This window comes from Pelagimonas phthalicica (assembly GCF_004364805.1).
GTDB lineage: Bacteria > Pseudomonadota > Alphaproteobacteria > Rhodobacterales > Rhodobacteraceae > Pelagimonas > Pelagimonas phthalicica.
Genome location: NZ_SOAP01000003.1, coordinates 1 through 25,755, shown reverse-complemented (window position 1 = coordinate 25,755; position 25,755 = coordinate 1). Strand labels below are relative to the sequence as shown.

Here is a 25,755-nt window from a genome sequence, read left to right as displayed (position 1 = left end):
GCCCGTTGAATGTCTGACCGTTTCGACTGTTTTGTCGTTTTTGCCGAAATGCGCACCGGGTCCAATTTTCTCGAGGCCAATCTCAACGCGTTTGACGGCGTCACCTGCCATGGTGAGGCGTTCAACCCGCATTTCATCGGCTATCCCAATTCCGAAGACATCCTTGGAATTACCCAATCCGAACGCGACGTCGATCCGACCCGCCTTTTGGGGCAAATCCGCAAGGCGACCATGGGCGGGATTGGCGGGTTTCGCTTTTTCCATGACCATGATCCGCGGGTTTTGGAGCATCTGCTGCATGATCCCAAAATCGGGAAAATCATCCTGACAAGGAACCCGGTAGACAGCTATGTGAGTTGGAAAATCGCCCAATCCACCGGTCAGTGGAAGCTGACCAACGTCAAAAAGCGCAAAGATGGGCAGGCACAATTCAACGCCGCCGAGTTTGAACAGCATCTTGCCGACCTGCAGGAGTTTCAGGTCAAGATTATGAATACGCTGCAAAAAACCGCACAGACCGCGTTTTATGTCGCCTACGAAGACCTGCAGGATGTTGAGATCATGAATGGCCTCGCGCGTTGGCTTGGGGCGTCTTCGCAGCTCGACAGCCTCAACACCGCGCTCAAACGTCAAAACCCGCAGCCCATTTCCGAGAAAGTTAAAAATTTCGACGAAATGGAGGGATCTCTGGCGCGGCTTGATCGCTTTAACCTGACCCGCACCCCGAATTTCGAACCTCGGCGCGGGCCGGTTGTGCCCTCTTACCTTGCCGCGGCCAAGACGCCCTTGCTTTACATGCCGATCCGATCCGGCCCCGAGACGGCGGTACAGCAGTGGTTTTGTGCGCTTGATGGGGTTGAACCGCAGGATTTGATTGGCAAATTCAAACAAAACACCCTACGCGCCTGGAAACGCGAACGCCCCGGCCATCGCAGTTTCACCGTGATCCGCCACCCGCTGGCCCGCGCGCATGAGGCGTTTTGCACCAAGATCCTGACCACCGAAAAGGGCAGCTTTGCCGGGATCCGCCGCACCCTGCGTCGCGCCCATAACCTGCCCATCCCCGAGGGCGAGCCCGATGCCAGCTACACGCTGGAAAATCACCGCGAGGCCTTTACCGCCTATCTGGCTTGGGTCAAGGCCAACCTGTTGGGGCAGACCGCCGTGCGGGTCGACGGGCATTGGGCCACGCAGGCGCAATGCATTCAGGGCATGTCAGAATTCACCCTGCCCGACATGATCATCCGCGAGGATGAAATGGCGCTTTACCTGCCCGCTCTTGCGATGCAAGTCGGGCACCCTGCCCCGGCAGAACCGGCCAGCCTGCCGACCAAAGCACCCTATGCGCTGGCGCAGATCTATGATGACCAGATTGAATCGCTGGCGCGCGAGGCATACCAGCGTGACTATCTCATGTTTGGATTTGATAACTGGGCCTAAGGCCCCATGGTCCAAAATCAGGGCCAAAGATCCGCGGCTATAAGATCAGGCCGCTTTGACCACTTCTGCTTCGGTCAGAATGGTGTGCAGCGTGCCCGTATCGAGATTGGCACGCAGTTTTGCGCACAGGCTTGCTTCGCGCAGGTTGCGCGACACCAAGGCCAGCGCCTTGAGATGTTCCACCCCCGCATCCTGCGGCGCAAACAGGGCAAAGACCAGATCAACGGGCTGACGATCGACGGAATCGAAATCTACTGGCTTTTCCAGCACCAGAAACGCGCCGACAACCGATTGCAGGCCCGGCAGGCGGGCATGTGGCAAGGCAACGCCCTGCCCCACACCGGTTGGTCCCAGCGTTTCGCGCTCCATCAATGCTTCGACGACCTCTTGGCACGGCAAATCATAGGCCGAAGCAGCCAGATCGGCCACTTCGTGCATCAACCGTTTCTTACTTGAAGCCGAGGAGAGAATCTTCACGGCTTCAGGTTTGATGAGATCAACGAATTTCATTATCTACCTGTATTTGAGCGCTCGCGCGGCAGTTAGGCCTTATGGATCGATCCAGCCAATATTGCCATCTTCGCGTCGATAAACGACGTTCACGCCATCCTTCTTTTCATTACGGAACACAAGAACCGGAGCCCCGGCCAATTCCATCTGCATCACGGCTTCGCCCACGGTCAGGGATGGGATCTTGGTCTCCATCTCGGCCACGATAATGGGCTGCAGCGATTCCGGTTCCTGTTCTTCCGATTCCGGACCACTGGCGAGGATATACGAGGCCCCTTCGGAAATTTCAACGGGTTCCGTCCGGTCCTTGTGGTGGTCCTTCAACCGGCGCTTGTAGCGCCTCAGCTGTTTGTCTAATTTTTCACCGCATTCATCAAATGCTGCGTAAATTTCGGTCGCATGTGCCTTGGCAGCGGCGGTCAGGCCGGTCGACAAATGCACAGTGGTTTCACATACAAATTCATGCCCGCTTTTGGAGAAGGTGATATTCGCGTCCGTCGGGCGTTGGTGGTATTTTTGAAGCACGGCTCCCAGTTCGTCTTTCACATGGGTTTGCAAGGCTTCGCCAATATCAATGTGCATTCCCGTGATCTGATAGCGCATGTTACATCCTTTTTGTTTTTGGCCCTCACGACAAAACCCAGGCCGGGGCCTGTGCTTCGTTTGCGGGCTGTTCAGGAAAGACACCTGGTTGCGGCTTGTCATAACCGCTCCCCAAAATCGGAGAGGGTGTGAACAAGGATGCAGCAAACCAAAATGCCATGCCCTATTTGACGGCGGAAATGGGACCGGAGTCAATGATCGGGATCAAACAAAGTGACCCGAACGTAAAACAAAATGCTGAAAACACGGTTAGCACCGATCAACCAATGCGAAAGTTGTCGCCAAGGTAAACGCGGCGGACATTCTCGTTGCGCACTACCTCTTCGGGGGTGCCCGACATCAGGACCTGACCGTCATGCAGAATGTAGGCCCGGTCCACGATCTCCAGTGTTTCACGTACATTGTGGTCGGTGATCAACACACCCAATCCGCGCGTCTTGAGGTCGGCCACAAGGTGGCGAATATCCCCAACGCTGATCGGGTCAACCCCGGCAAAGGGTTCATCCAAAAGCAGGTATTTCGGGTCTGCCGCCAGACAACGGGCAATCTCAACCCGGCGGCGCTCACCACCGGATAGGGCCAAGGCAGGCGCGCGGCGCAGATGTTCGATGGAAAACTCGCCCAGCAATTCTTCCAGCCGCTCGCGGCGACGATGGCGATCCTTTTCGGCAATGTCCAGCACTGCGCCGATATTGTCCTCAACCGACAGCCCACGGAAAATCGACATCTCCTGCGGCAGGTATCCAATCCCCATCCGGGCGCGGCGATACATCGGCAGATAAGTCGCATCCTTGCCGTCGATCATCACCTGACCGCCCTCAGGATTGACCAAACCGGCGATGGCATAGAAGGACGTCGTTTTGCCCGACCCGTTTGGCCCCAGCAAGGCAACCGCCTCACCCCGGTTCAAACGCAAAGACACATCGCGGATCACGACCCGTTTGGCATAGCTTTTGCGCAGATGTTCAATAACGAGGCCGGCATCGCCCTCGGTCACGGTCAGTTTTGGATTAGCCATTATTGACCGTCCTGGTTCAGAACCGTTTTGACCCGACCAGACAGTTGCGCGGTGCCGCTTTCCAGGTTCACGGTCATCTTTTGCGATGTCAGCGCGCTGGCCCCTTGGGTCAGCAACACATTGCCGCTCATGACCACAACACCCTCTTCGGGTGAGTAATCAGCGCGTTCCGCCTCGGCCGCTTCGGAGCCGCTGACCATGGTCACGCCACCGGTGGCCTCAAGCCGTTGAATCTTTTGCTGCGCTTCGGAATAGACAACCAGCACACGCGGAGCGGCCAGGCGCATGTCACCCTGAGCAATAATCACGTTGCCAGTATAAAGCGCCGTGCCATCCTTTTGATTGACCGAAAGCGAGTCCGCGGTCACTTCAACCGGGGCGCTGGTATCTTGATTGCCACCAAACGCAACCTGCGCCCCCTGCGCCAGAACCATGACGGGAAGCAGAACCACTGCAGAAATAAAAGCAATCAATCGTGTCATTCCAAGCACTCACTTGTTTTGCGGCAGGTATACCAGCTTTACGCCGCCGGTGAACAACATTTGCACATCTTTACCGTTTTCAACCGTCTCAATGCGCATTTTTCCGGCATTTAACGTTCCCAGCGGGCCGTTTCCCTGAACCGGCCCCTCACTTTCGACGTCGATTTCATTGATCCCCGAGACCAGAACATCGGTGGTCAGCTCATACCCGGTCGAACTGGTGATCCGCACTCCGTCACGCATGGTGACGCGTTGCTCGCCCTCTTTGACCTTGGCGCGGGTGGCGTCAAGGTTGATCTCAGAGCCATCCTGCATTTGCAGCCGCGCCGTGACCTCCTCGGCATCCACATCGCCCGACACTTGCGGCAGGGCGCGTTTGGCCGTGACCGTCACCATATCCCCGCGCGACGTGGTGCCGGAAAAATGCGGCGCGCTGACCATTTCGGAAATCGCATCGCCGGTGCGGCGCAGATTGTCAGCAAAGGGCAGCTCGCTCACCGGATCGGTGCTGCGCGAAAACAGGAACAGCGTCGACATCAGCCCAAGCGCCACCAGCGGCAGCAAAATCTTGAGCCAAGCAATCACCTGTGAATAAAGTCCCTGCGCGCGCGCCATCTGCCTGAAATCCCCGCGTCAACTATGGGCAAAAATATCGGTATCGGGCCAGCCCTGAAGATCCAGCAAGGCCCGATTGGGCAGAAAATCGAAACAGGCCTGCGCCAGTTCCGTGCGCCCTTCCCGCTCCAGCCGTTCATTCAGGACCTCGCGCAGGCGGTGCAGATAAAGAACATCAGACGCCGCATAATCCATCTGCGCTTTGGTCAATTTTTCCGCGCCCCAATCGCTCGATTGCTGCTGCTTGGAAATATCCACCCCAATCAATTCCTGCGTCAGGTTCTTAAGCCCATGGCGGTCCGTATAGGTCCGCGTCATCCGGCTGGCGATTTTGGTGCAATAGACCGGTGCCGCCAGCGCGCCAAAGGCATGAAACATCGCCGCAATGTCAAAGCGGCCATAGTGGAACAGTTTCAGCACCGCCGGATCGGTCAACAGCTTGCTCAGATTGGGGGCTTCGGTTTGCCCTTTGGCAATCTGGACCAGATGCGCATCGCCATCCCCGGCGGACAATTGCACCAGACACAAACGGTCACGATGCGGGTTCAAACCCATGGTTTCGCAATCGATCGCCACAATTGTGCCCAGATCAAGATCGTCGGGCAGATCGCCTTTGTGGAGATGATTGGTCACTTCTGCCTCTTTTCCTGGTATTTTGGGGTCTGAACCCGACATATCCCTCCCTCTCGCGGCTTTCAACTCGGCCAAATCGGGCGCCTGTGCCACATTTCGCCGGCCCCGCGCCCAAATTGGGAGAGATTCGGGCAGAATTGGGCCCAATTGTGGCAGTGGCGTGCCTTGATTCGGACGCTTTCCTCACGGTTTTCCGAAAATTGTAACATTTCGTGAGCCGGGTATTTCTTGCGTAGATTGTTGCCCTGCGCGCTTTGGCAAATCGTTAACAAAAAGGCTCTTATCCAAGAATAATCCGTTTGTTTTTACCGAAGCGCGTGTTTATTAACGGAAAATCCACAGGTGAACTGTTTCCGATCTGCGGAACAATCCCACAGCCATTGTCACATTGCCGCCAATTTGACCTACCGCTTCGTATAGGATTGCGCGGCAAGTTTCCCATTCGGAAACAATTCAGGGCAATTCACAGGATTATTGTTTCCCGCTAAAATGGCGGGATTATCCAGCAAAACCTGACGCCGAATAGCGTCAGCCACCCTTGACGGGGAATAAAACACCGCCTTAATCACATCTGCATTTCGCGGAATCTGACGCCCCTCAACCCCTTATTTCCTAAAAGCATTTCAACCATAAGATGTGCTTTCATCTCAATGTTGACGCAGAAGCGCCTCATTGTCATAACAAAGAGGTCGAGCGGGAATGACAAAGTCTTGTCACATTTCGCATAACCGGCACTTGGGGGTTGGTGCTTCTACTTCGGGAGTAAACGGTCAGTCTGCTGCAAATAAGCTGCGCTTAGATCTTTAAAACTTGAGGCGATTTCGCCGAAATCTTTCTCGTTCCGACTGCTCGGAGCGACCGGTCGAGTTTTGCCTGATCACAGCCAGTTCCGCCTCAGACCCAGATCATCTCTCGTCACGATTGGCTTTAGGAGGCTAACTTGACACTGCATATTCGCCAGCCGCTGCCCACGGCGAAAATTGATGCTCTGATCGACGAAGCGCTGTTCGCGACGTCGAAAGCCACCTCTTACCGTGACTATGCCAAGCGTGCCTTGGATGTGACCCTGGTTCTCATCGCCGCTCTGCCGGTTCTGTTTTTCGTTGCGATCTTCGCCGCTGTTGTGGCTCTGGACGGCAAATCGCCCTTCTACATGCAAAAGCGCGTTGGTCAGAATGGCCGTATCTTCCGCATGTGGAAGCTGCGTTCGATGGTCTCCAACGCTGATGAGATGCTGAAACAGCACCTGGCCGCTGATCCAGCCGCCCGCGCCGAATGGGACCGCTTTCAGAAGCTCAGCAATGATCCCCGCATCACTAAGATCGGCCAGCTGATCCGCAAGACCTCCATCGACGAGCTGCCACAGCTGTGGAACGTGCTGCGCGGCGACATGTCTCTGGTTGGCCCACGCCCGATGATGCCCTGCCAGCAGGAAATCTATCCTGGCACCGCCTATTACGCGCTGCGCCCTGGCATCACCGGTTTCTGGCAGACTTCCGTGCGCAACGAGAGCAGCTTTTCCGAGCGCGCCGCATTCGACACCGCCTATCTGCGCGAGCTGTCCTTTGCCACCGATGTCAAAACCATCCTCAAGACTTTCAAAGTGGTTGTCCGCGGCACTGGTTGCTGATCTGACAATCCAACGCATATGCAGCGAAAGGCCTTGCCCCTCGGGGCAGGGTCTTTTTCATTGGGGCAAAGACAGGAGCCTTTGATGCCGCCACATGTTACCTCTTTGGATCACCTCGTACTGACCGTCGCCGATATCGCCACGACGGTGCGGTTTTACGAAACCGTGCTGGGCATGACGGCCAGCCAGTTCACCCCGGCGGATGGCTCCACCCGCTGGGCGCTGAGCTTTGGCGCGCAAAAGATCAATCTCCATCCCAAAGGCGGCGAATTTGACCCCAAGGCGCAGGTACCAAAACCCGGCAGTGCCGACCTGTGTTTCCTCTCGGACCAGCCCATCGCCGATTGGCAAGCGCATCTGGCGGCGCAAGACGTCCAAATAGAAGAAGGCCCCGTGCCACGAACCGGGGCGACGGGGCCTATCCTGTCTCTCTATATACGCGACCCCGATGGCAATCTGATCGAGATCGCGAATGGGATAGTGCCTAATCATTGAGTTTAGGAAACGAGACGCGTGATCGCCGTCTCGCGGGTTGGCGACGCTACGCGACTTTCTACCACTTTATTTCAGCCAAGCTCATCCCAACATCAGTGTTTATCCAGACGTGAGCAAATCGCCATCCCGGGGGGCGGGACATGCCAAAGGCATGCCTCTGGCATGACGATCACGCGTCTCTCGGCGTTTGCTTGCAAACGCCTGCCGGCAGCGCATTGCAAGCAATGCGCGAGAGGCAGCCTATCGGCCTTGATTCCGCGTGAAGGGAGTTCCTTTTTCAATGCTCGAGGGCGCTGCGAAGTTAAGCCCGCTCCGCCTCGGCGCGCAGCTTATCCATCAAAACCTGCAGGTTCTCGATCGTCCGCTCATTGGTCAGCGCGCCGGACTCGTCAAACTGGTTAAAGCTCTGCGCCAGACCGATTTCGGGCCCGGTGACAAAACGCGGCTGCGAATAGACCAACGCCTCCCGCGTGGCGACCTGCGCGCGTTCCCCACCGGCACGGCCCGCCGCGGCTGAGATGATGGCGACAGGCTTGTCCTGCCAGGGGTTGCCCTCAACCCGGCTGATCCAGTCAAAGGCGTTTTTCAGCACACCGGGCAGGGATTTGTTATATTCCGGGGTCGAGACGATGATCGCATCCGCCCCAGCAATCAGATCGGCTGTGGCCTGAACTTCGGCGGGAATGCCCTCGCTGCTTTCCAGATCACCATCATAAAGCGGAAAGCGGATGTCGCCCAAGGCGAACTCCGCCTCACCAAACAGGCGCGCGGCCTCTTTTACAAAGAGCGTATTGGTTGATCCGGCCCGCAGGGCCCCGCTGATCCCGACAAGTTTCAATGCTGACATGGTCTGTCTCCTAATCTCTGTTGCCCCAGACATAGGAAACAGAAAACGCCGCGTCTATTCGCGGCGTTTCCATAGGATTGGTGCGTAGGCGCACATAAATGCAATTTAACGCATCAAGCGTTCGGCAGAATGACAATCTCAACGCGACGGTTCTGCGCTTTGCCCTCTGGCGTCAGGTTCGACGCGATGGGCTGATCTTCGCCGCGTCCAATGGCCTGCACGCGATGCGACGGCACGCCTTCGCCGACCAGCACATCAGCCACCGCAAAGGCGCGGCGCTGCGACAGGTCGAGGTTGTAAGAAGCATCACCATCGCTATCGGTATGGCCGATCACCTGCGCGGTGGTGTTCGGGTAGGCCAGCAGGCTTTGGCCCACATCGCGCAGATCCGCCATCAGACCCGGGCGCAGCTGCGCGCTATCCGTGGCAAACAGGATGTCCTGCGGCATGGTTACAATCAGCCGGTCGCCCGTGTTGCGAATGTCGGCGTTGTTGCCCAATTGCTGGCGCAGCTCGGCCTCTTGCTTGTCGAGCTGGTTGCCAATCAGGCCACCCGCCGCCGCACCGACCAAAGCACCGGCAACGGTGGCGCGGTTGCGTTCGCCTTTGTCATCGCCGCCAGCCAAACGGCCCGCGACCGCGCCGAGACCGGCACCAATCAGAGCGCCGGTTTTGGCCTGACGGTTGGGATCGCTTTCGTCAAAGATAGGGCCAGTGGTACATGCGCTAAGCCCAAGGGATGCCACAGCGGCAAGGAATATCGGGGAAGTTGCCCGGATCATGTGAGTGCCTCTTCAAGTTTTCGCCCCTTTGGAATGGGGTCATTCACTGCTGATATACAATAACATGGGGTCTGGACGCACCACTGTCACGGGGAAATCGGCAGTTTGCCGCCCATTTCCTTGGGGTCACGGGGTGTCGCACGGGAAAGGGGCGCTGCCCCGCCCCGAGCAAGCTCGGGACTCCCCGGAGTATTTGAACCAAGAAGAAACGCAGGCTCAGCCTTCGGCGCGGGCGGCTTCCCAGGCCAGAATGGCGCGTTTGACCGGCAGGCCCCAGTGATATCCACCCAGTCCGCCGGATTTGCGTAGGGCGCGGTGGCAGGGGATCAGGAAACTGATCGGGTTACGGCCCACCGCCGTTCCAACCGCGCGCACCGCTTTGGGTTTGCCTATGCTGCCCGCCAATTCCGAATAGGTCGTCACTTGCCCAGACGGGATACGCATCAGCGCCTCCCAGACTTTGATCTGCAAAGGCGAGCCAATCAGGTAGAGCGGCACCTCGCCCTCTTGTTGCACCCCAAAGGCACTGAGCACCCAAGGGCGCAAGAACATCGGGTCTTCGACAAAATCGGCCTTGGGCCAGCGCGATAGCAAATCCTCAAACGCCGCCTCTTCGCCGCTTTCCGAGGCAAAGCCGATGCCGCATAGCCCTTTATTAGTGCCCATCACCAGGGCCGGGCCAAAGGGGCTTTCGAACCAGCCCCAATAGATGGTCAGGCCGGCGCCGCCTTTGGCATAATCACCGGGGCTCATCGCCTCCCATCGCAGGAACAGATCATGCAAGCGCCCGCTGCCCGACAGGCCCGTCGCATGGGCGGTTTCCAGCGTGGTGAAGCGGTCGGTCAGCAAAGCCTTGGCATGGCCCAGCGTCAAATATTGCTGAAAGCGTTTCGGCGACACCCCGGCCCAGCGGCTGAACACCCGTTGGAAATGCGCCGGGCTCATGCCCATTTCACCGGCCAATTGCTCAAGGCTGGCCTGTTCGCCCATCCCGTCGATCAGCTCAATCGCGCGCCGCATGACGTGGAAATGATAGCCCTCTTGCTGCAAATCGTCCGGCATGGTGGCCCCCTTATCTAGTCACCAGCAAACTAGACCGGGCACCCGCGCCAAGCGACCCGGAAATTGCGCATTTCTTGCTATGCCAGTTTTCTCGCACCACGCGTGTTGCGGCGGCGCAGGGTCATCAACAGGGCGGCTTGCTCCTGCGTCAGGCAGCTGCGTGTGGCGCGGGCGTGATAGATCCCCTTGGGGCTCAGCGCGCAGCTTGGCTTAGGCCCAGCGCAACTTGGCGGCGGGACAAACAGGCTTTGGACCCAGACACCATTGGCCTGCACGATCTGATGGCGGTGAAACAGCAGCTGATGATAGGTAAAGCTTTGATTGCTCAGCGGAATGCTGTGGCCCTCGGTGCCTGCCCCGCGCAAATGCGCCGCCTCGACCAAGACTTCATCCTCACCAAACAACAGTTGCACATCTGCCCCCTCGACCAGAATGCGGTGACCGGGGGAGATCATGAGTGACCGGTTTTCTCGTCCGGGACCAATGGGGTGAGCCCCAAGCCAAACCGGTGCCACCCCCGCCACCCGGCGCAAATCGAGGCAGGAAAAGCTCAGCCGCCCCAACCAGCGCAGCGGTTGATAGCCGTTATCACGGGTCAGGATCCTGTCACCACGGGCCAGAAACCGCACCGGGATCTCACCGCGATCGGTCATGATGCGGGTATTCTCCGCCAGCCCGTTATCCAGGCCAGCGTCCAGCCCGCCATTCGGGCCAAACGCGCGTCCCATCCCGCCCGGCTCCAATTCGCCATAGGCCAGCCCCGGTTGCAGCGGGGCCGAGGCGCGATAGCCGATAGGGGCACCAGCCACATCGATCCGATCCAGAAAAATCACTTCTCCGCCCGGCCCCTCAAGCACCCCATGGTCAGTCGCGCTGAGACAACCCTGAGCGACATGCTGATCCTCACAAAGTACCGCCCCCTCGGGATCCGTCCGATACCCATCGAACGCCGGCTCACCAGCCAATTCAGCAAAGCGAATGCTGATACGATGCCGCGCCCTGTCGAAACCACGACGCAAGCTCCAGGAATTGCCCCGGGGCGTGTAGACCAACCCATCTGTGCTATAGCCGTGACATTGCGGCATGGCGACCTTCGAATATTAGCGCATTCTTCGTGCCATATCGGGCTTGAGAACTGGTTAACCCGGCCAGCCCCCTTGTCCCACCTATCAAAGGCAGGCATACCCTCGGCCATGGCCAAGCAGATGGATTACCAGACCCTGCGCGAGATCTTTACGCGCTTTCAGAACAGCGAACCCGAACCCAAAGGCGAGCTGAACCATACCAATGCCTATACATTGGTCGTGGCCGTGGCGCTCTCTGCCCAGGCCACCGATGCCGGGGTCAACAAAGCGACCGAAAAACTGTTCCAGATCGCCGACACGCCGGACAAGATGCTCGCCCTGGGCGAAGAGGGCGTGATCGAGCATATCAAGACCATTGGCCTTTATCGTCAAAAGGCCAAGAACGTCATCAAAACCGCCCGCATTCTGGTCGAGCAATATGGCAGTGAGGTGCCCAATTCCCGCGCTGCTTTGGAAAGCCTGCCGGGGGTCGGACGCAAGACCGCCAATGTGGTTTTGAACATGTGGTGGGGCCACCCGGCCCAGGCCGTTGACACCCATATCTTTCGCGTCGGCAACCGCTCCGGCATTTGTCCGGGCAAAGATGTGGTCGCGGTCGAGCGCGCCATCGAAGACCACATTCCCGTCGATTTTCAACACCATGCCCATCACTGGCTCATCCTGCATGGGCGCTATATTTGCGTGGCCCGCAAGCCGAAATGCAAAGCGTGCCACATCAACGACCTTTGTCAATTCGAGGAAAAAACCGAATGAAAAAGTATCAGGTGGTCGGGATCGGCAACGCCGTTGTCGACGTTTTGACCCGCTGCGAAGACACATTTCTGGACCATATGGGTATCCAGAAAGGCATCATGCAACTGATCGAACGCGACCGCGCCGAAACGCTTTATGGCGCGATGACCGACCGGGTCGAAGCTCCGGGCGGATCTGTGGCCAACACCCTGGCCGGGATCGGCAATCTCGGCCTGCCCACCGCCTTTATCGGTCGCGTGCATGACGACGCTTTGGGGCATTTCTACGCTGATGCCATGGTCAAAGGCGGCACCGATTTCGTCAACGCCCCGATGTCCGAGGGTGATCTGCCAACCTCGCGCTCGATGATCTTTGTCTCACCCGATGGCGAACGCTCGATGAACACCTATCTCGGCACCTCCGCCGAGCTGGGCCCCGAGGATGTATCCGAAGAGGTCACCACCCAGGCCGAGATTATCTTTCTCGAAGGTTACCTCTTTGACAAAGACAAAGGCAAAGACGCCTTCCTGCGCGCCGCCCGCACCTGTCGCGCCGCCGGGGGCAAGGCTGGCATCGCCATTTCCGACCCGTTCTGCGTGGAACGTCACCGCGACGACTTCCTGAAACTCATCGCCAATGAGATGGATTTTGTCATCGGTAACGAAGAGGAAATCCGCTCCCTCTACCAGGATGACAGCCTGGAACAAGACCTCGCCCGCGTGGCCGAAACCTGCCCGCTTGTGGTCTGCACCCGCTCCGGCGACGGCGTGACCATCATCCAGAACGGCACGCGCTACGACATTCCCGTCCAGAAAATCACCCCCGTCGATGCCACCGGCGCCGGTGATCAATTCGCCGCGGGCTTCCTCTACGGTCTCGCCACCGGGGCCGATATGGAAACCGCCGGTCGCATGGGCTGTGTCTGCGCCGCAGAAGTCATCAGCCATATGGGCCCCCGCCCCGAGGCCAATATGCAGGCGCTCTTCCGCCAGCACGACCTGCTCTAAAGCGTTTCCAGTTTTTGTTGAAGCAAAGCATCAGCTTTCTGCGTTTGAGCCTTTGGTGAAAGGCAGCGAAAGCTGATCCAAAATAAACTGGAAACGCTCTACCCCCCAAAAAAACCAAAGCTGGGCCCCGCGCCCGGCTTTCTCTTTCTCCGACGGCCCCCCGAACGACTCCCCCGGGTTTCTTTGGGCCAAAAATATCCCGGGGAGTCTCAAGCCTGCTTGAGACGGGGCAGCGCCCCTTCCCCCTATGAGGCAGGCGCGCGCGCAACCAGGGTCACACCCGCTCCAAATGTCCCAATTGCAACCGCATCACATTCAGTATGTCTTCATGATTGCGCAGCAATTTCTTAGTCTTACGCAGCAATTTCGCTGACCGGCTTGGCACATGCTCAGCAATCTCTCCGGTCAGATCCAGAAAAACCGACAGCGCAAAGGCGCGGGTTTCCTGACGCATATAGCCCTGCCACCCCGCCTGTTCCGCCCCCATCATCTGTACCTCGCCAAACCCGCTGGTGATCGCATGTAAATCCGTCGCCAGTTCTTCGGCCTGCAAACCGCCGGGAAAATCCATCTCAGTCATGTGCAGGCGTTGATGCATCATCTCATGCACCAGGGTCGACAAAAAGCTCATCGGGCGCTGTGCCAGCGACGGATCAAAAGAAATCACCGCCCCATTACCGTCGCTTTGCCAGGTTCCGGCCGTATCGCCAGTTGCGTTGTAATCAATCCGATACTCCGCCGGGATGACATCCAGCGCGCGGACTTCAATACCGCTTTCGATACCCAGATGCCCGGCAATCGCATCCACAAGCCCACGCGCAACGAAAGCGGGTTCGCCCTTGGATACGGGAAAGTTCTCAGCGGTGGGCGAAACCAACCGGGTGTCTTTTGTCATCAACCCGGTGGCAATCGCCCATTCAAAATTCTCCAGAACCCAATCCTGGGTGTCCTCGTCAACAATTGGTCCAAAAAACACGTTACCCTCAATATTTTAATTCAAATCAATGCGCCTCAGCCCAGTTCGCCCCCTGCCCGGCATCCACAACCAAAGGCAGGTCAAGCTTGACTACCGGGTCAGCGGCCCCTTCCATCACGCCACGTGCCACGCCGATCAGCTCATCCACCGCCGATGCATCCACCTCGAACAGCAATTCATCGTGGACTTGTAGCAGCATCTTGGCGGGCAGGCCTTCGATCGCTTCAGGCATGCGGATCATCGCACGCCGGATAATATCCGCCGCCGTGCCCTGAATGGGCGCGTTGATCGCCGCACGTTTGGCAAAGCCCGCCCGTGGCCCCTTGGCATTGATATCCGCCATATGGATCTGGCGGCCAAACAGGGTCTCAACCCGCAGGTTCTCTTTGGCAAATTCCACCGTCTCATCCATGTAACGGCGAATGCCTGGAAAGCGTTCGAAATAGCGGTCGATAAAGTCCTGCGCCTCTTTGCGGCCAATGCGCAGATTGCGCGCGAGGCCAAAGCCGGAAATGCCATAGATCACGCCAAAGTTGATCGCCTTGGCCTGACGACGAATATCCGGCGTCATCTCCTCCAGCGGTACGTTGAACATTTCCGAAGCGGTCATAGCGTGAATATCCAGCCCCTCGCGAAACGCCTCTTTCAACGCATCAATCCCCGCCATCTGCGCCAAAACCCGCAGCTCAATCTGGGAATAGTCGAGCGAGACCAGCACCTTACCCTCCGGCGCGACAAAGGCCTCGCGGATGCGCCGCCCATCTTCGGTACGCACCGGAATGTTTTGCAGGTTCGGATCGGTCGAGGCCAGACGCCCGGTATTGGCCCCGGCAATGCTGTATGACGTATGCACGCGGCCCGTATCCGGGTTGATATGTTCCTGCAAGGCATCCGTGTAAGTCGATTTCAGCTTTTGCAACTGGCGATAATCCAGCACACGGGCGGCAAAATCATGCTCTGCGGCCAGATCCTCCAGCACATCCGCCGGGGTCGACCATTGCCCGGTCTTGGTCTTTTTACCGCCCTCAAGCGCCATTTCTTCGAACAGGATCGCGCCAACCTGGGCGGGGGATTGTACGTTAAACTCGCGCCCCGCCAGCTCGAATAATTCCGCCTCAAACCCGGCCATTTTCTGGGCAAAGGCGTTGGACATGCGGCTCAGCACATCGCGATCCACCTGGATCCCATCCATCTCCATCCTGGCCAGCACCGGCACCAATGGGCGCTCCAGCCCCTCATAGACACGCGTCACCTTTTGCGCGTGCAATTGCGGCTTGAACAACTGCCACAGGCGCAGGGTGATATCCGCATCCTCCGCCGCATATTTCACCGCATCCGCCACCGGCACCTTGTCAAAGGTGATAGCGCTTTTGCCCGTCCCCAGCAGGGTTTTGATCGAGATCGGATTGTGGCTCAGATAGCGTTCCGACAGGCTGTCCATACCGTGATTGTGCAGCCCGCCATGCAGCGCATAGCTCATCAGCATGGTGTCATCTATGGGTGCAATATCAATGCCATAGCGTTTGAACACCTTGGCATCATATTTCATATTCTGCCCGATTTTGACGATGCTCGGGTCTTCGAACAGCGGCTTTAAGGCATCCAGCGCCTCTTGCAACGGCATCTGCCCCTCGGCCAGCTCATCACTGCCAAACAGATCATCCGAGGCCGCCGCGCGATGGGTCAGCGGGATGTAACAGGCATCCCCGGCGGTGACACACAGCGAGATCCCGACAAGATCGCAGAGCATTTCATCCAGACCCGTGGTCTCGGTATCGACCGCAATCCAACCGGTCTCATAGGCTTTGGCGATCCAGGCCTGCAAAGCGGCCAAATCGCTGACACATTCATATTTCTCCGGATCAATCGGCGCTTGCTCAGCCGCCTCAACCTCGGCGGCCTGAACCTCAGGAATGACCGGAGCCTCTTTGCCAAAGGCCGCCGCCATGCGTTTCGACATGGTGCGGAATTCCATTTCCGCGAGGAAATCCAACAACTTGTCCGGATCAGGATCCTGCACCTCAAGATCGTCCAGCGTGAAATCCAAGGACATCTCGCAATCAAGCTGCACCAGCCGCTTGGACAGTTCAATCTGCTCGCGCTTTTCAATCAGGGTCTGGCGACGTTTGGGCTGCTTGATCTCTTCGGCGCGATCCAGCAGCTCCTCGAGCGACCCGAATTCATTGATCAACAAAGCCGCCGTCTTGATCCCGATCCCCGGCGCGCCCGGCACGTTATCAACACTATCCCCGGCCAGCGCCTGCACATCGACCACACGCTCTGGCCCAACGCCAAATTTCTCATGCACCCCGTCGCGATCAATGCGCTTGTTCTTCATCGGGTCGAGCATTTCGACCCCGTCGCCAACCAGTTGCATCAGATCCTTGTCCGAGCTGACAATCGTCGCGCGCCCCCCGGCCTCACGCGCCTGACAGGCCAGCGTGGCAATGATGTCATCAGCCTCAAAGCCTTCAACCTCATGACAGGCAATGGAAAACGCACGCGTCGCGTCGCGGGTCAGCGGGAATTGCGGCACAAGGTCTTCGGGCGCAGGGGGGCGATTGGCCTTGTAGAGATCATACATCTCATTGCGGAACGATTTGCCGGAATAGTCAAAGATCACCGCCACATGGGTCGGCGCATCCGGGCCGCTTTGGCCCTCGGCATAGCGTTGCAGCATATTGCAGAACCCGGCCACGGCGCCCACCGGCAAACCATCGGATTTGCGCGTCAAGGGCGGCAGCGCATGGTAGGCCCGAAAGATAAAGGCCGACCCGTCGATCAGATGCAGATGGCACCCCTTGCCAAATTCCCCTGCCATGCGCATGTTCCTTTTGTTTTGGTCAATAACGGGTGTGCCATGTTCCGAATTCTTCTGCCAGTCGCTCTTTGCCTTAGCAGCCCGGTTTTTGCGCAAACCCTGTCAGTTCCTGGCATCAGCAAGCCCAGCGCCGAGGTAAAACCGACCTGCCAAAACATCCCATACAGCCAAGAAAACTGCGTCCGGGTGCTGGCCTGTGTCGGGGCGAGTGGGCTTTATTTTGATGGCCGCGCCCTGGGCTGGGACCAAGGCAAAGTGATCGGAGCACTCAGCAACGGCACCCGCTGTGTCGGGACATGGAAAAGCGGTGGATTTATGGGCACCGGCACCTCGACCCTGTCCTGTCAGGACGGCACCCAGGCGCAGGTTTTGTATTACACGCAGGATAATGACACCGGCACAGTGACCGGGCGCGGCAGCGACAATCATGCCCGCGCCGTAATCGCCTGGAGCGGGCAGAACGTGTTGGAGTTCCTGACCCCATCCGGCAAGCCCAGCGCCGAACTGCCCTGCGGCCCAACGGCGATTCCGATTAGTTGAGGATAGTGAAACAGAAGGTTCGCACCCGACCCGAGGGCGGGCTTACTGGCATCCCTTTCCTCGCCTGTAAAACCAACAACACAAAGGCAGCGCGCCCTATCAAATTCGCACCCGCCCTGGGGGCGGGTCGGGTGCGAACCGGATTGCAAGCAATCCGGGGGGCTAAGTTCGCACCCAGTTTGCAGGCGACCCTTGGCTCAATGCTCCGAACGAATAAACGTCCCATTCTGCAAATCGCGCATCGCCTGCTGCAGCTCGGCCCGTGTGTTCATCACAATCGGCCCATGCCAGGCCACCGGCTCCTGAATCGGACGCCCGGCCACCAGCAAAAAGCGCACGCCGTCCGGCCCGGCCTGCACCGTCACCTCATCGCCATTGCCAAAACGCACCAGCGTGCGGTTGCCCGACAGATCGCGAATGTTCAACTCCTGACCCGCGACCTCTTTCTCAACCCGCACGCCAATCGGATCCGCCGCATCGCTAAACCGACCCGCCCCGGCAAAAACATAGGCAAAGGCATTGGCACGCGTATCCACGGGCAGCGACTTCTTCACCCCCGGCGGCACCGAGACATCCAGATACAAAGGATCCGCTGCAATGCCATCCACCGGCCCGCGCTTGCCCCAGAACCCGCCGGTCACCACTTTGACCCGCGTGCCATCATCATCAATGATCTCGGGAATATCGCTGGCCGAGATATCCTGATAACGCGGCGCGGTCATCTTCAGCGACGAGGGCAGATTGGCCCAAAGCTGAAACCCATGCATCTGCCCCGCCGCGTTGCCGCGTGGCATTTCCTGATGCATGATCCCCGACCCGGCCGTCATCCATTGCACCGAACCCGCGCCCAGCGTGCCGCGATTGCCCAGGGAATCACCATGCTCAACCTCACCCTCCAGAACATAGGTGATGGTCTCGATCCCGCGATGGGGATGCCAGGGAAAGCCCTTTTCATAAAGGCGCGGATCATCATTGCGGAAATCATCCATCATCAGGAATGGATCAGTCTCGCTCGGATCACCAAAGCCAAAAACCCGGTGCAAATGCACCCCGGCCCCTTCCATTGCAGGCTTGGCCAGACTTGTTGCGGTCACTGGTCGAAACGTCATGTCGCATCTCCTCGTGTTTGCTTACCGAGAAGATAGGCCATCAGCAGAAACGCACCAATCCCCGAGCCCCGCACAGGTTTGGTGCGCAACCGCGATGCAGACCTCACGCCTAACCCTGGAAAATCCAAGCTGACAACGTCACCGCAAATGGCGCAGGCGTCCATCGGCCAAAGCGCAGCCCGGCCTGTGCCATCACCTCGGCCACCCAGACATTACATGTCCGAAACAGATGAAACCGCCCCCGCGCGGCAAAGAATTGATCTGTTGCGCTCAATCCAGCCCCGGCAATCGGGCGTTTCTCTGCAAATTCGCCACGGATCACTGTCAACAGACGCTCATATTCAGCCTCTGTCAGATGCAGCACTCTCCGGGTGACCTCCTTTGGCAGTTTCCCTGCCACATCAATACGCATCACGCTTTGATCACCCGTCGCGGCCTGCCAGATGACATCGGCGCGCAGATCGGTGTAATCCCCGGTTGCGGTGTAAAAGCCCCGCGCGCCCCAGCCAACCACGACCCATCGCGCCCCAGGGTGCTGCGCCGCGTCGGAAAAGCCAAACACCGCGCGTGTTCGCTCATCCGCGGGCAATAGAAAATCGTAGTGAATCGGGCCGGGCACCAAATGGACGATCACATTGCCCTGCCCGCCACCGCTTTGACCATTGGGCCAAACCGCGCCGACCCCTGCCGCAAACAGGTAGAGGACTGGCAATAGCAGCGGCAGAAAAAGCCAGCGAAGACGGCTCAGACTTTGCCCTCAAAATCCTTGTGGATGTATTTGCACCCGCAATAGGGGCATTCTACCCAGCCAATATCTGTCGGGATCTGCAACCAAACACGGGGATGGCCCAATGCGCCCTCACCGCCATCACAGGCAACGCGATAGCTATCGACGATCTTTGTTTCAGGCGCCTGCATGGTCATGGCATTGGTTCCCTTTCCTCGAACTCTGGCTTATCAGCCTTATGAGGCAAGCAAGGCTCAGGAGCAAGCACGCGCAATGACACAGGACGCGATCCGTATCCACAATTTGCAAAAGACCTATGCCGGGGGCAAAGAGGCGCTGAAAGGCGTCGATCTGAACGTGCCCGCCGGGTCGATCTTTGGCCTGCTTGGCCCAAACGGGGCGGGCAAATCCACCCTGATCAATATTCTCGCCGGTCTCGTGATCAAATCCGCCGGATCGGTTGAAATCTGGGGCTGGGATCAGGACAAGAACCCGCGCCAATCCCGCGCCGCCATTGGCGTCATGCCCCAGGAACTGAACCTCGACCCGTTCTTTTCGCCCCATGGCGCGCTCGAGGTGCAGGCCGGTCTCTATGGCGTGCCCAAGGCTGATCGGCGCTCAGACGAAATCCTCGACATGGTCGGCCTCAGCGACAAGCGCGACGCCTATGCCCGCACCCTTTCTGGCGGGATGCGCCGTCGTCTGCTCTTGGCCAAAGCGCTTGTCCATCATCCGCAGATCCTGGTGCTGGATGAACCCACCGCCGGGGTGGATATCGAGCTGCGGCAGATGCTCTGGCGCAATATCCGCAAGCTCAACCAAGAGCGCGGCATGACCATCATTCTCACCACCCATTACCTCGAAGAAGCCGAGGAAATGTGTGACGAGATCGCGATCATCAATCAGGGCAGCCTTGTGGCGCGCGACAGCACTGCCAATCTGCTGGGTCAGGTGGATGCCAAATCCATGCTGATCACCCCGGAAACCGCGACCGATACGCTACCCAGCGCCCCCGGCCTCACCGTCGACACCCGCCCCGACGGCACCATCGCCATTCAATACAATGCCAAAGACACCCGCGCCGAAGACGTGCTGGCCGCCGTCCACGCCGCCAATATCCGCATCCGCGACGTGCGCACTGAACAGGCTGACCTCGAGGATGTCTTCCTCTCACTGACCAAATCGACCTGACCTTGGAAACAGGCCAATACCCCCAGGTTTCTTTGGGCCAAAAATATCCCGGGGTGAATTGGGGCCAATAGGCCCCAAAAGGGGCAGCGCCCCTCCCACGAATTTTCGGAAATTCGTTATCCGCAGCTTCAGCCGCGCGCCAGCATCGGCCCCAGTAGACGACCCGCCAGAATATGCACATGCAGATGCGGCACATCCTGCACGCCGTTCTTGCCCGCATTGGCAATCAGACGGAACCCATCCGCCTCAACCCCTTCCAGCTTGCAGACCTCACCGACAGCGCGGACATAATCCACGATCTCGGCATCGCTGGCCGTCTGCGCAAAGTGGTCAAAACACACATAGGGCCCCTTGGGGATCACCAGCACATGGGTCGGGGCCTGGGGGTGAATATCGCGAAAGGCCAAGCTGTGCTCGGTCTCCAGCACCGTGGTATTCGGGATCTCACCCCGCAAAATCTTCGCAAAGATATTCTGATCGTCATAGACATAGCTCATGTCCAAGGGCCCCCTGCCATAAATCCTGCTTCCTCAAGCGTTTCGATTCAAGGTATCGCGTAAATCCTGCCCAAGCTCAATCAGGATGGCTGCGCGGGATTGAAGCATGTGGACAAACAATCCCTTTTGCACCTCACGCGGAATCAAGGCCTTTAGGCCGCCGCGTGATCGCCGTCCCGCACCCCGGGATGGCGATTTGGCTAGCGACTTGGAGAACACGAAAGTTGGAAAGAGCTTGGCTAAGATTAAGTGGCAGAAACAGATGTTTCATCGCCAACCCGCAGGACGGCGATCACGCGGCTTAGCACATTCTTTCCAACGAAAACCCCACCTCAATCCGCATAAAGGTGATCATGATCAATGATCTGGCGCGCCTTGTCCTGCGGCACGCTCAGGAAACTCGCCACCATATCCGCATTCGTATCCTGAGTCTCGATCTCGCGCATCCGCAGCAGGTTGGCAAAATTCCCATCCCGGATACGGTCGCTCTCATGCACCATATCATTACGCACGGTGGGCAGCAGCCGCTGCAAGGTCTCCGGCGGCGTCCGCTCCCCAGCCAAACCAACCCGCATCGCATGACCAATCAGATACTCATCCGAGAACTGACACTCGATCTCCAGAATCCGCGTCAAAGACCGGTCGCGGCCAAAATCCTCGATCAGGTCCAGATTGGCCGGGTCCATACAGACCACCAAACGATCCGTCTCGTAATAATCAAACAGCATCCGCATCAGCGCGCGCCGGTGACGGTGGCGCTTGCCCATGGTTGACTGAATGCCCCCCAGATCGGGCAGCTCACAGCTATCCTCATTGAACAGGTATTCGATGCAGGGAATGTTGGTCATCTGCCGGATGCGCTCCAACAGCCGCTTGGCCACATGCCACTTTTTGCACACCACGATCATCAGCTCGCGTTCCCGCCCGAGCGAGCTTTCCTTCTCCCAGAACCGCGAGGCAAAGCGCCGCCCCGTGCGCCCTTTTTCCGACAGGAATTTATAGAGCGAGCGCCCCTCATTCGAGATTTTGAACCGCTGCCCCTCCGAGGCATAAAGCACCCCCAGCCGGCGGCGCAGCTCGGTCGCCTCGGCGCTGATCTTGCGCGCAAACAGGAAATCCTGGCTCAGCAGCAGATCATAGTGATCATTATAGAACACCACCGGCATGCCGTAATCGGTGAACATCAGAAAGGTCAGCGTGCGGCATTCAATCTCATGCTCGGGCACCAGATGGCGCACCAGCGTCTGGAAAAACGTCTCATCCGGGATCCATGTGGTGGCGAAAAAGCGCATCACATCCTTGCGCTTCTTGATGAAATCCAAAATCCACTCAATCGTGCGCCGCCGCAGGCACCACCATTGCGACCCGATCATGATCTCCAGATCCGCCGGAATCTCGCGCGTCAGCCCCAGGCGTTTTTGCAGGTTGAACATCGCATAAAACCGGCGCTTTTGCGTGCGCTCGTTGAACCAGTGGCGATAGATCAGCCGCTCTTCCTTCCAGCCGGTCTTGATCCAGTCGGACTGAAAATAGTCATAACTTTCAATATAATCGCAGTCGCGCCGGTCCAGGAACTCATGCGCATATTCCGCCGATTTGATCGCCATGCAGTCGCCGGACAGCATGTAGAAATGCGTCGCCCTCGGAAACGCCTCGACCGCCGATTGCACCGCATAAATCGTCGCCTCGACCAGGCTCCATTCGCCCCAGCCGCATTTGATCCGCTTATGGGCAAAGCAGACATTGGGGTTGTCGCCCAGCGCCTCGGTGATCTTCTTATAGGCCTCGGGAGAGGCACTGGCGTCAAAATGGATCGACATATAGTCGCCCACCGCCGTCAGGCTGTTGGCCTGCTTGATGATCGCATCCGGGTCTTTATGACACAGCAATATGAAGGCAATTTTTGCCATTTTGGAAACCATCTGCCCTATTTTTGCCTGATTGTTTATGTTGATAGACGTGAACAGGCGTTGAATAAAGTCGCTTCTTTTGCTTTTTAGGGTCCAAAGGGCGCCAAAAAACAACAAGGCGCGGCAGTTGGAGGCAGCGGTTATGGGTTTTCCTGGAACCTGGATGACCGAGAGTCAGAGCATGGTGTATCGGGTTGTCCCGAAATGCGCCTGCTCGACCATTGGTCAAATCATGTATTATTCCGATCACGGAGAGTTCTTTGATGGCGACATTCATGACGCCACAGATGGCTTGCACAAATGGGCGCGCGAGGACAGCCAACCGGCGATCAAGGCCAATGTCAAAACCCGCACCAGCTATGCCTATACTTGCGTGCGCAACCCCTATACCCGCGTGCTGTCCAGCTTCTTTGACAAGATCTGTGGCATCCAGCGCAACGGGCGTCGCTATCGCGGCAATCTCGTCCCGCTTCTGATCCAGAAATACGGCATCGAAGTTGGCGGCGATGACGGCAAGCAAGAGTTTGACCAGATCAAAAGCTTCCGCCGCTTTCTGTTATTCGCCCGCGACACCATCCGCTGGCGCCGCCCGATGGAGCCTGACATTCATTGGAGCGCCTGTTCCGGTCACGTCTCGACCTTCATCGTCAATGGCGGCCGCTATAACAAGATCTTTTGGACCGAACAGTTCAATGACGGCATGCAGCAGGTGCTCGACGCAATCGAAACCCCGCACGCCGTCGATCTGACCGCCATCCCGCGTTTCAACGAATCCGAAGGCCACGGCCCCAAACGCGCCCACCCGGTTGAGGATTACTTTGACGATCTCTCCATGCATCTGATGAAAGAGATCTATCACCGCGATTTTGCGCTGTTCAAATATGACTTCGACAATCCCGGCAACAAGATGCCGATTGGCGAGATTGACCTGGACGAAATCCACGCCAAGCTTGGGGATTGAAGATAATTCAGAGCAACTCCCAACGCGGAATCCAGGCCAAAGGCCGCCGCGTTATCGCCGTCCCGCCCACCGGGATGGCGATTTTGCTGATCTCTTGGTGAACACTGAAGTTGGAGTGAGCTTGGCTGGGATTAAGTGGCAGAAACCAACGTTTCGTCGCCAACCCGCAGGACGGCGATCACCCGGCTCGGCATTCAACGCTTCAGGCCGGAGCCTTCCCTTTTCCAAGCCTCCCGCCCCATTCTCGCCACATCTCTTCATTAGATTTTCACCACAAACGGGGTGTCTTTCGTGCGACTGATCTTAACTCTTCTCTTCGGTCTCTGGGCCAGCTCTGCCACCGCGCAGGGGCTGTTCTCCATGCACACCACCCAGGATGGCCGCGCCTGGGAGGCTGTCGGGCGGCTCGAAATCTCTGGCGAGGCGTTTTGCACCGGGGCCCTGATTGAACCGCGCCTTGTGCTGACCGCCGCCCATTGCCTCTTTGATCCCACCACCGGCGAACGTGTCGCCGTCGAAGACATCCAATTCCTCGCTGGTTGGCGCCATGGCCGTGCCGCCGCTTATCGGCGGGTGCGCAGCGCCGCGCCACATCCCGATTACGTCTATACCGGCGGCTCCTCTACCGACTCTACCGACCGAGTGCGCCACGACCTTGCGCTGATCCAGCTGCAACACCCGATCCGCAACACCACCATCACCCCCTTTGCCACCGATGCCCAGCCCGGCAAGGGCGCGCGGGTGGGCGTGGTTTCCTACGCCCATAACCGCTCCGAAGCCCCCGCCCTTCAGGAACTCTGCCAGGTCATGGCGCAGCAGGATGGCATGTTGGTCCTTTCCTGCGCGGTCGATTTCGGGGCTTCCGGCTCTCCGGTGTTTTCCTTTGACGAAAACGACACCCCACGCATCGTCTCGGTGGTCTCCGCCAAAGCACAGGCCAATGGCCAACCGGTCTCCCTCGCCGCCCCTTTGAATGACTTATTACCCGCCCTGCACGACGCCCTCGCCAATTCCGGCGATAAGGGCGCAGGGCTCACCACCATGGCCGCCGGCACCCGCCGCGACACAGGAGCAAAATTCGTAAAACCATGAGACAGCTTGTTTTCCTAATCAGTTTCCTTTTCCTCATCCCTCAAACCGCCCTCGCCTTTGACGTCATGGATCGCCGCGGCGAATTGCTGGGATGGGAGGGCGTTGGCCGCGTCGATACCGGAGGCGGCTATTGCACCGGCACCCTCATTGCCCGCGATGTCGTCCTGACCGCCGCCCATTGCGTCTATGCCGATAATGGCAAACCAATCCCCGCCAGCCGCATGCGGTTCAAGGCCGGTTATCACCACGGCAAATCCATCGCCGCCCGTCGGGTTGTCAAATGGGTCGCCGCTCCGGGCTATCGTCAGGAATCCGGCGGGTTGATCAGCGGTCAGATGATGTCCCAGGATGTTGCCCTGCTGAAACTCGATCGTGAGATTTTCAGCGCCGAGGCCGATCCGTTCAAAGTCCAGCAAAGCGCCGCACCGGGCAGCGCGGTCTCCGTCGTCTCCTATGGGCGTGGCCGCTCAGAGGTCCTCTCGCGCGAAGCCAAATGCAATGTCACCCAAACCTATCGCGGAGGCGTTCTGGGCATGGACTGCAACGTCACCTTTGGCTCCTCCGGTGCGCCGGTCTTTATGAAAGAAGATGGGCGTCTGCGCATCCTTGCCATTGTATCGGCCGGAGGCAAAACCCGCGATGGCCGCAAAGAAGCTTACGCTGCCCTCGCCTCCTCCCATGTGGCCTCCCTTATGGCCGAACTGCGCAACGACGCCGCCCGCGCCAAACCCACCACCGGCGTCAAACGCGTCACCATCGGCCAACGCACCCCCACCGGCCCGCGGTTTATCAGGCCGTGAGCCTGGCTGTGGCTTTTCACGACACCTGGCTTTCTACTGCTACCAGGCCGAAGCAGTCATAGGAATTGCGCGCAGCTAAAGACCGCTGTGAGCCCAAAGTGACGCTGGGGACCATTATACATGATCAGAAAAATGATCTCCCAACGCCGCCAATTTGGCTACGAAGTCAAACAAATACTGAATTTGTTGC

At 58.3% G+C, this 25,755-nt stretch carries 27 protein-coding genes; 10 read left to right on the top strand and 17 right to left on the bottom strand.

The genetic code is table 11. The features are described from left to right. Positions 1-9: 9 nt before the first annotated feature. Positions 10-1,440: a sulfotransferase family 2 domain-containing protein gene (locus CLV87_RS18175; protein WP_099248433.1), complete on the top strand. Its 1,431-nt coding sequence runs from the start codon at positions 10-12 to the stop codon at positions 1,438-1,440. 45 nt (positions 1,441-1,485) lie between these two features. Here the strand turns inward: CLV87_RS18175 and CLV87_RS18170 are convergent, their stop codons facing one another. The 6 genes from CLV87_RS18170 to CLV87_RS18145 all read right to left on the bottom strand — a co-directional run bounded on the left by CLV87_RS18170 (position 1,486) and on the right by CLV87_RS18145 (position 5,301). Continuing rightward, positions 1,486-1,950, bottom strand: coding sequence for a PTS sugar transporter subunit IIA (locus CLV87_RS18170; RefSeq protein ID WP_099248431.1), 465 nt, complete (start codon positions 1,948-1,950; stop codon positions 1,486-1,488). A gap of 39 nt (positions 1,951-1,989) precedes the next feature. Then, entirely contained in the window at positions 1,990-2,553 is a 564-nt protein-coding gene (hpf, locus tag CLV87_RS18165) for a ribosome hibernation-promoting factor, HPF/YfiA family (RefSeq protein WP_099248429.1), read from the bottom strand. Between the two features lie 259 nt (positions 2,554-2,812). Next, entirely contained in the window at positions 2,813-3,571 is a 759-nt protein-coding gene (gene lptB / locus CLV87_RS18160) for an LPS export ABC transporter ATP-binding protein (protein WP_099248427.1), read from the bottom strand. Then, positions 3,571-4,053, bottom strand: coding sequence for a lipopolysaccharide transport periplasmic protein LptA (lptA, locus tag CLV87_RS18155; protein WP_099248425.1), 483 nt, complete (start codon positions 4,051-4,053; stop codon positions 3,571-3,573). Before lptA ends, lptB begins: the two co-directional genes overlap by 1 nt. Positions 4,054-4,062: 9 nt before the next feature. Next, the gene (gene lptC / locus CLV87_RS18150) at positions 4,063-4,668 is read right to left on the bottom strand and encodes an LPS export ABC transporter periplasmic protein LptC (RefSeq protein ID WP_099248423.1); all 606 of its coding nucleotides are present in this window, start codon (positions 4,666-4,668) and stop codon (positions 4,063-4,065) included. Between the two features lie 18 nt (positions 4,669-4,686). Next, complete coding sequence (locus CLV87_RS18145) at positions 4,687-5,301, bottom strand: ribonuclease D (RefSeq protein ID WP_099249303.1); 615 nt, start codon at positions 5,299-5,301, stop codon at positions 4,687-4,689. 940 nt (positions 5,302-6,241) lie between these two features. Here CLV87_RS18145 and CLV87_RS18140 point away from each other — a divergent pair. Together CLV87_RS18140 and CLV87_RS18135 are read left to right on the top strand one after the other, a co-directional pair. Beyond that, positions 6,242-6,931, top strand: coding sequence for a sugar transferase (locus tag CLV87_RS18140; protein WP_099248421.1), 690 nt, complete (start codon positions 6,242-6,244; stop codon positions 6,929-6,931). Positions 6,932-7,015: 84 nt separating this feature from the next. Next, positions 7,016-7,426 carry a VOC family protein gene (locus CLV87_RS18135; protein ID WP_176556048.1) on the top strand — a complete coding sequence of 137 codons (411 nt, stop codon included), beginning with the start codon at positions 7,016-7,018 and terminating at the stop codon, positions 7,424-7,426. A gap of 301 nt (positions 7,427-7,727) precedes the next feature. Here the strand turns inward: CLV87_RS18135 and CLV87_RS18130 are convergent, their stop codons facing one another. From CLV87_RS18130 to CLV87_RS18115, 4 genes are all read right to left on the bottom strand, one after another. Continuing rightward, positions 7,728-8,273, bottom strand: a complete 546-nt coding sequence (locus CLV87_RS18130) for an NADPH-dependent FMN reductase (RefSeq protein ID WP_099248417.1) — start codon at positions 8,271-8,273, stop codon at positions 7,728-7,730. A gap of 113 nt (positions 8,274-8,386) precedes the next feature. Then, on the bottom strand, positions 8,387-9,055 hold the full coding sequence (locus CLV87_RS18125; RefSeq protein WP_099248415.1) for an OmpA family protein: 669 nt from the start codon (positions 9,053-9,055) through the stop codon (positions 8,387-8,389). Positions 9,056-9,271: 216 nt separating this feature from the next. After that, positions 9,272-10,117 carry a methylated-DNA--[protein]-cysteine S-methyltransferase gene (locus tag CLV87_RS18120; protein ID WP_099248413.1) on the bottom strand — a complete coding sequence of 282 codons (846 nt, stop codon included), beginning with the start codon at positions 10,115-10,117 and terminating at the stop codon, positions 9,272-9,274. Between the two features lie 77 nt (positions 10,118-10,194). Continuing rightward, the gene (locus CLV87_RS18115; RefSeq protein WP_099248411.1) at positions 10,195-11,202 is read right to left on the bottom strand and encodes a Hint domain-containing protein; all 1,008 of its coding nucleotides are present in this window, start codon (positions 11,200-11,202) and stop codon (positions 10,195-10,197) included. Positions 11,203-11,310: 108 nt separating this feature from the next. Between CLV87_RS18115 and nth the strand changes: the two genes are divergently transcribed. After that, a complete protein-coding gene (nth, locus tag CLV87_RS18110) occupies positions 11,311-11,955 on the top strand; it encodes an endonuclease III (RefSeq protein WP_099248409.1) in 645 nt (214 codons plus the stop codon). Then, positions 11,952-12,941, top strand: a complete 990-nt coding sequence (locus CLV87_RS18105) for an adenosine kinase (RefSeq protein WP_099248407.1) — start codon at positions 11,952-11,954, stop codon at positions 12,939-12,941. Before nth ends, CLV87_RS18105 begins: the two co-directional genes overlap by 4 nt. Positions 12,942-13,215: 274 nt before the next feature. Here the strand turns inward: CLV87_RS18105 and CLV87_RS18100 are convergent, their stop codons facing one another. Further along, a complete protein-coding gene (locus CLV87_RS18100; RefSeq protein ID WP_099248405.1) occupies positions 13,216-13,917 on the bottom strand; it encodes a hypothetical protein in 702 nt (233 codons plus the stop codon). Positions 13,918-13,942: 25 nt separating this feature from the next. Beyond that, complete coding sequence (gene polA, locus CLV87_RS18095; protein ID WP_099249301.1) at positions 13,943-16,738, bottom strand: DNA polymerase I; 2,796 nt, start codon at positions 16,736-16,738, stop codon at positions 13,943-13,945. 39 nt (positions 16,739-16,777) lie between these two features. Here polA and CLV87_RS18090 point away from each other — a divergent pair, with 39 nt between their 5' ends. Continuing rightward, positions 16,778-17,278 (top strand): hypothetical protein, encoded by a 501-nt coding sequence (locus tag CLV87_RS18090; protein ID WP_099248403.1) that lies wholly within the window; start codon positions 16,778-16,780, stop codon positions 17,276-17,278. 197 nt (positions 17,279-17,475) lie between these two features. On the opposite strand, the gene CLV87_RS18085 is transcribed toward CLV87_RS18090, so the two are convergent. The 3 genes from CLV87_RS18085 to CLV87_RS18075 all read right to left on the bottom strand — a co-directional run bounded on the left by CLV87_RS18085 (position 17,476) and on the right by CLV87_RS18075 (position 19,311). Next, positions 17,476-18,387 (bottom strand): pirin family protein, encoded by a 912-nt coding sequence (locus CLV87_RS18085; RefSeq protein WP_099248401.1) that lies wholly within the window; start codon positions 18,385-18,387, stop codon positions 17,476-17,478. Positions 18,388-18,496: 109 nt separating this feature from the next. Next, positions 18,497-19,099 (bottom strand): DUF2459 domain-containing protein, encoded by a 603-nt coding sequence (locus CLV87_RS18080; RefSeq protein WP_166652793.1) that lies wholly within the window; start codon positions 19,097-19,099, stop codon positions 18,497-18,499. Between the two features lie 32 nt (positions 19,100-19,131). Then, on the bottom strand, positions 19,132-19,311 hold the full coding sequence (locus tag CLV87_RS18075) for a zinc-finger domain-containing protein (protein ID WP_099248397.1): 180 nt from the start codon (positions 19,309-19,311) through the stop codon (positions 19,132-19,134). Between the two features lie 76 nt (positions 19,312-19,387). Between CLV87_RS18075 and CLV87_RS18070 the strand changes: the two genes are divergently transcribed. After that, positions 19,388-20,305, top strand: a complete 918-nt coding sequence (locus CLV87_RS18070; protein WP_099249299.1) for an ABC transporter ATP-binding protein — start codon at positions 19,388-19,390, stop codon at positions 20,303-20,305. 128 nt (positions 20,306-20,433) lie between these two features. Here CLV87_RS18070 and CLV87_RS18065 read toward each other — a convergent pair whose 3' ends face one another. Both CLV87_RS18065 and CLV87_RS18060 read right to left on the bottom strand, forming a co-directional pair. Beyond that, on the bottom strand, positions 20,434-20,802 hold the full coding sequence (locus CLV87_RS18065) for a histidine triad nucleotide-binding protein (protein WP_099248395.1): 369 nt from the start codon (positions 20,800-20,802) through the stop codon (positions 20,434-20,436). A gap of 332 nt (positions 20,803-21,134) precedes the next feature. After that, positions 21,135-22,712 (bottom strand): DUF5928 domain-containing protein, encoded by a 1,578-nt coding sequence (locus CLV87_RS18060; protein WP_099249297.1) that lies wholly within the window; start codon positions 22,710-22,712, stop codon positions 21,135-21,137. Positions 22,713-22,854: 142 nt separating this feature from the next. Here CLV87_RS18060 and CLV87_RS18055 point away from each other — a divergent pair, with 142 nt between their 5' ends. The 3 genes from CLV87_RS18055 to CLV87_RS18045 all read left to right on the top strand — a co-directional run bounded on the left by CLV87_RS18055 (position 22,855) and on the right by CLV87_RS18045 (position 25,565). Further along, positions 22,855-23,673: a sulfotransferase family protein gene (locus tag CLV87_RS18055; RefSeq protein WP_099248393.1), complete on the top strand. Its 819-nt coding sequence runs from the start codon at positions 22,855-22,857 to the stop codon at positions 23,671-23,673. A gap of 291 nt (positions 23,674-23,964) precedes the next feature. Then, the gene (locus CLV87_RS18050) at positions 23,965-24,765 is read left to right on the top strand and encodes a trypsin-like serine peptidase (RefSeq protein ID WP_235871989.1); all 801 of its coding nucleotides are present in this window, start codon (positions 23,965-23,967) and stop codon (positions 24,763-24,765) included. Next, entirely contained in the window at positions 24,762-25,565 is an 804-nt protein-coding gene (locus CLV87_RS18045; RefSeq protein ID WP_099248391.1) for a trypsin-like serine peptidase, read from the top strand. The genes CLV87_RS18050 and CLV87_RS18045 overlap by 4 nt, the downstream gene beginning before the upstream one ends. The last annotated feature ends 190 nt before the right edge of the window (positions 25,566-25,755 follow it).